The organism is Modestobacter sp. DSM 44400 (genome assembly GCF_900107175.1).
In the GTDB taxonomy this organism is placed as follows: Bacteria; Actinomycetota; Actinomycetes; order Mycobacteriales; family Geodermatophilaceae; genus Modestobacter.
The window spans coordinates 1-5,343 of record NZ_FNOZ01000105.1; the positions used below are offsets into that span (position 1 = coordinate 1).

A 5,343-nucleotide genomic window follows, 5' to 3' on the forward strand; every position below is an offset into this window, starting at 1 on the left:
CCGTGGCGGACCGCGACCCGCTCGGGGTTGTGCTTGCCCTTCAGGCCAGCCAACGCAGACACGTCGGCCTCCATCAGCGCGTTCATCACCTGCATCCCGGCGCCAACCGCCAGGGCCAGCAGCCCCTCCTGCATCGATTCGGCGATCTCAGCCATCGCCACGCTCACCCGCTCGGGCACGGCCACCCCGGGCGCGTCCGGTGTGTCGGTCTCGGTCTTCTGGTAGGTCTTGCTCACGGCGGTCCCCTGTTCGGATGGAGTCTTGGCGGACGCCCAACACCTACCTCACGGCCGGTGCAGGCGGGGGACCGCCACCTCAACTTCCACGAGACCCGGGACAACCTCTCGTCAACGGTCGGGAAGTAGTTCTGGGTCAACGTCTGCACATGGTGCCGAAGGGGACTAGGCACCGTGAAGTGGGAACCCACCACCGGGATTTCGCGCGGCGGGTCCGTCACTCGATCAGTTCGGGAGTGCCACCCACCGCGGCGTCGATGCGGATCGGCGGATACTTAGGCGATGGGCAATCGCTGGGTTGGGCGGAAGTCCAGTAGAGCAGCTGCTTCGTTGACTTCTCGGGCTCGTGCCATCGTCGCCTCGATGGCATCGGCCTCGATGGTCCACTCGAAGACCAGGGCGGCGTTGCGCAGTGTGTCGAGCATGGCGATCGTGGCTGCTGAGGCGACAAGGTCGGTCAGTGGGCCACCTTCGAGCTTCGTCTGGAAGCCTGTGTGCTCCTCATCGATCCTCATCACGTGCAATTCGATGCCCACATAGTTGGCCTCCAGCAGGTCAGACGCCATGTTCATCTCCGCCTGGAGGCTGCGGAATATGTCGGTTTCTTCGCTAGCCAGTAGCTCTGACGGCACTGTGAGCCCAGCAGCCTTCGCGCCCGCCTCGAACTCCGCGAGCCTGGTTGCGATCAGATCGGGATCGCTCCCAGAAGACGCGATGGTGTCCATGACGGCACGAAGTGCAACGCCGAGGCCCGGACCCTCGGGGTCGGCCATCGCTTCAAACCGGGCCGCGACAATCGTCAGGCCACGAACGACGGTTAGGGCTTCGACGGGCAGGTAGGCGCTGATCAGCGCTTGGGCGGACTGAAAGAAGGCCACGCCTTGGCCGAACATGTTGAAGGCGAACATGGAGGCGGGCGTGTGCTCGCTTTCTGATCCATTCGCAACCGACGAGTCGACCAGGGCCATGACACGCTCCAGCAGTCCGTCCGAGGGCCTCGCCGGCGCGTGCTCGATATCAACGCCCTCGTCGCTTAGCTGCACCGGCGACTGGCCGTCCTCGACCCGACTATGAACCTCCAGCTGCTCCAAGCGGAAGCCGACGTTCGGGTGCGTCCGGATGGTCATCCGGTCCTTGCTCTTCATCTGAAATGTGGAGCCCTCGCGGACCACGGCGTCGATGCCCGAGCTCCACGCGAGTCGGGGGTACAGCTCCCCCTCCATCGCAGGGTCCACTGCAGCACCGATGAGGCGCCCCCGAGCCACCTTCCGGGAGGACTGGACGTCCTTTGGCTTGATCTCCATCAGCTCGCTGGCGATCTCCGGCGCCAGTCCGAGCAGGTCGATGATCGTCTGCCGGACATGGTGGAAGGTCTTGTCGGCCGACTTCAGCGCGTGCGCGGCAACCTTGTCGAGTTCCATGAAGCCGTGCTCGAGACCGTTCCGGCCCTTCCGCGCTGCCTGATAGATCTCGTCATCGCTACGGAAGATCACTCGGCGACGCGTCTCGTGCCTAAGAGCCGTGCCCCAGGGCTTGTCGGGATCGTCCAGCGGCAGCCCGAACGACTTCGCGAGCCCCGCGTTGCCGACACCCCGGCGGACGGCCTCCTTCTTGATAACCGCATCGGTCAGAGCTTCGACTGCCATCCAGAGGTGACTGAGAGCTAGCCACTCCCCGCCGACGTACCAGTAGCGCAGTGCCATCTCGTATTGCCGAAGTGCCCGGCTGACACGGTCGCTGTCGGTGCTCAGACTGACAAAAGCCTGGGCAACCGCCTCAAGCAGATGGCGCTGAATGATGCGTCCATCCGACACCGCTCCCCGCTCGTCCGGCAGGAACGTCTCTAGAAATTCTCGCTCCTCGCGCGTCGGCGTCGAGTCGTACGCAAGGTGCACCTCTGCCGTGCCCACCAGCACATTGGCTACGAAGCCCGCGAGCGTGGTGAGAGGGCGAGCGATCGCGCCGAACTTGCCGGCTGCCTCGTCCAGAGAGCCGGTACGGCCCCGGACCTCGATAACCAACTCGCGGGGCAGCTGCTTGCTCGCCTCGTCGACCCAGCGTGTGAACGCCCGCACTTGTATGGCTTCGAGGTCGAGGTTCGGAACGTTGAGCGCTAGCTCCCATCCCTCTTCGGGCAGGAATCGAGCCGCGGAGCGAGCCCGCAGTACGACGGTTTACTCGGCGCCGTCCTCTGAGCCGCTGATCACCAATGGACCATAGGCCTGAGGTACGACATGACCGTCGTGCCTCTGACCGTGCGCGGAGATACTGGCAAGGCGCACGGGGCTGTGGGAGGTTGTCCTCGGTTAATCGCCTTAGTGGGCGCCCCGGGTGTGCTGACTGCGATCGCAATTACTTCACACCTGGGAGCCCGCTATCCAAGGGGCACGACTCGGAGAAGATGGGGGCGCGTACTTAAGTAACATCCCGAGACCAGCCGGATCGTCGCGACCCCGGACGCCCACGAGGGCTCACCCCGAGGTCCTAAATCCTACGGCTCCAGGACCGAGCAGGTGGACCCACGTCGGGTTTCCCGATGCTCGCCGAGGAGGATGACGGCATGGCCCGCCACGATGACGGGCTCAGCGAGGAGACCAAGGCAACCTCCCGCGCTGCTCGGCAGTACCTGGCGAGCCGAGGAGGCAAGTCCTGCTCCGACGGACAGATCGCCGACGCGACTGGGTACGACATCGACATCGTCCGGGACCTTCTGGCAGCGGCTTCTGTCCGGATTAGATGTCCATGAGGCCTGCTGTACCTATGGCGATCTGCTGGTCCGCCAGTCGGGCAGCAGGACCGACAGATCATCGAAGGCAGGTGTCGCGGTTGCGACAGCGGCGCCACGCCGGAGCCGGGCTTGCGTCATGCCTCACATGATGACGCAGTCCCCGGCTGTTGGAGCGCTGTGCGGGACTCAGTACCCGCGTATTGCCTGGTGGTGGGGCGGGTGGGGCTCGAACCCACGACCCAGGGATTATGAGACGCCTCAGAGGCCATCCCTGACCAGCACAAGTCGTCCTCAAAACGGCAACTGACCTGGTCATTCACCGTCGACAGCTGTTGGCTGGCCACGACTGGAAACGGGCCTTTTGTGGGCGTCGTGTGGGCGCGGTGTGGGCGCGAAGGCACTTCCGGTCCATACCCGTACCCGGTAGCGGTAGCGGTAGCCGAGGACGATCAGCATCTTCCGCGGCCCGATGCCGCAGCTGGTGAGGTCGCCGATCGGGTTCCTGGTGTCCCGAATGGACTCCCAGCCGGTCGAGGGCGCACAACGATCACGCGGCCGGGGTGCGAGAGGGCCACAGCTCGGGTGAGACCGGGTCGGTCGGTGGCGACGCCTGATTTCGTGTCCAGCCAGGTCTCGCTCGGGTGCGCCGCCAGTGCTGGTGCGGGCGTCCACTCGCCGGTCGAGGTCCTGCTCGGTCGTTGGCTCCCGCGCGTAGCCAAGGTCTATGAGCGTAGGTTGCCGATGAGGTGTCACAAGTCACTTTCGGAGGCGCCTAGTGAAACGCAGTTCTGAAACAAGGTGTGGATAACGCGCGCCTGCGGATTTGACTCTTGGGGCTGGCCGTCCGGGGAGTGTCTCGCTTCCAACGAAGTGAGAAACCTGCACCTGAACGGCCAGTTAGCGCGTCCCACCGCGATGCGCGACGAAGCTGGGAGACATGCCACTATCGGCTCGGCGCCAGGGTGTCGTCCTCACGCGGCCAGCAATCCGTGGCCAAGATTCCCGACTCGAAAGGGTCCGGGGGCCTGATCGGTCAGTATCGCGCTTCAGTCAGTCGATCCGGGGGTAAGGCAAGACATGAAACTCGCTGACCTTGTGGCCTTAATCAATCCATCGCAAACGTCGCTCCTGCTTGGCGCGGGAGCGTCTGTATCTTCGGGTGCTCCGACGGGGGCGAGTTTGGCACGTCAGTTGGCGTCTCGTCTCTCCCCACCGCCGGACGGTGGCGACTTGTCTGAGATTTGCGGAATCTACGAGAACCGGTTAGGTCGGAAAGACCTGGTCCAGGACATTCGGCAGCGCCTCAGTGGACTGCAGCCCACCCAGGGAATGCTTGCCGTCCCAGCCTTCAACTGGCGCGCTATTTACTCAACGAATTTCGATAGGCTTGTCGAGCAGGCCTATCGGCAGGCGGGTAAAGATCTCAAGGTCGTTCGATCAAATTACGAGTTCACAGTCGAAGCTGCGGCAACGCCAGTTACCGTTCTGTATAAGATGCACGGTTGCCTCACTCAAGATGCCGCTGATGGCTCTCACTCGAGGATGTTGCTCACGGAGGCCGACTATGACAGTTTTGTCGAGTATCGACAGAGCCTATTTGACAGTCTTCGTATCAATATGCTGACGGGTGACACCCTTATCGTCGGTCAGTCGCTGCGCGACGCCCACCTTAGGTCGTTGGCGAAAGACGTCGCGGCACTACGAACGCAGGGCGTCCCAGGCCGCGTCTTCCTCCTCGCCTACGAGTATGACGAAGATCGAGCGCAGCTATATGTTCAGCGAGGGATTCAGGTCGCTGGCGGAAGTCTGGAAGACCTGACGCACGCCTTGCTTGAAAAAGACTCGTCGCGTGGCCGAGTACTCCACAGCACGACCTCGGATTCGCCCGACGCCTTGCCGCCAAGTTTGGCAACGACCACCATCGACATCTCGCGACATCTCGCACGCGGCGACGCTCTCGCCCAACTCGATTCGCCTCTTCAACGGATCGCCAGCATCGTATGCTGACATTCGGGCGGGCTTAACCGGCTCTTCGCAGTTGAGGGTGTAGAGCCGGTCGGCGCGTCGGTCGCCGGATAAGGGTCGAGGTCTTCCGAAGATGGGAGTTCTGACGCTGCCCATCTGGAAGACCTCGACGTGCCCGACGCTACCTTCGCTTGCCCTGACCTGACCACGTTCGCTCGCCTGGACGGACTCGGCCTTGAAGTCGTCGGACAGCGCCTCGAACCCGACCGTGCGGTCCTGGCGTGCCGGGTCGTCGAGCCGGACCAGTGGTGCCGCCGCTGCGGCTGCGAGGGAGTGCCCCGTGACACGGTGGTTCGGCGGCTGGCGCACGAGCCGCTGGGCTGGCGCCCCACGACCTTGTTGGTCACGGTCCGC

Annotated in this window: 3 protein-coding genes and 2 pseudogenes; 3 read left to right on the forward strand and 2 right to left on the reverse strand. The window is 63.8% G+C overall.

Features of this window, described 5'->3' with window-relative positions; all coding sequences use genetic code 11:
- Together BLW04_RS24595 and BLW04_RS24605 are read right to left on the reverse strand one after the other, a co-directional pair.
- Positions 1-236 (reverse strand): annotated as a pseudogene (locus BLW04_RS24595) (IS256 family transposase); the annotation flags it as partial.
- 275 nt (positions 237-511) lie between these two features.
- A complete protein-coding gene (locus BLW04_RS24605; protein WP_091548184.1) occupies positions 512-2,311 on the reverse strand; it encodes a hypothetical protein in 1,800 nt (599 codons plus the stop codon).
- Positions 2,312-2,796: 485 nt separating this feature from the next.
- Between BLW04_RS24605 and BLW04_RS24610 the strand changes: the two genes are divergently transcribed.
- The 3 genes and pseudogenes from BLW04_RS24610 to BLW04_RS24625 all read left to right on the forward strand — a co-directional run.
- Entirely contained in the window at positions 2,797-2,982 is a 186-nt protein-coding gene (locus tag BLW04_RS24610) for a hypothetical protein (protein WP_139307023.1), read from the forward strand.
- A gap of 1,059 nt (positions 2,983-4,041) precedes the next feature.
- Positions 4,042-4,971 carry an SIR2 family NAD-dependent protein deacylase gene (locus BLW04_RS24620; protein ID WP_091548187.1) on the forward strand — a complete coding sequence of 310 codons (930 nt, stop codon included), beginning with the start codon at positions 4,042-4,044 and terminating at the stop codon, positions 4,969-4,971.
- A gap of 129 nt (positions 4,972-5,100) precedes the next feature.
- Positions 5,101-5,343: pseudogene (locus tag BLW04_RS24625) on the forward strand (ISL3 family transposase); the annotation flags it as partial.

Bases quoted from the DNA above. Each gene is read 5' to 3' on its own strand.
- BLW04_RS24610 (WP_139307023.1), top strand. From the start codon at position 2,797: ATGGCCCGCCACGATGACGGGCTCAGCGAGGAGACCAAGGCAACCTCC.
- BLW04_RS24620 (WP_091548187.1), top strand. From the start codon at position 4,042: ATGAAACTCGCTGACCTTGTGGCCTTAATCAATCCATCGCAAACGTCG.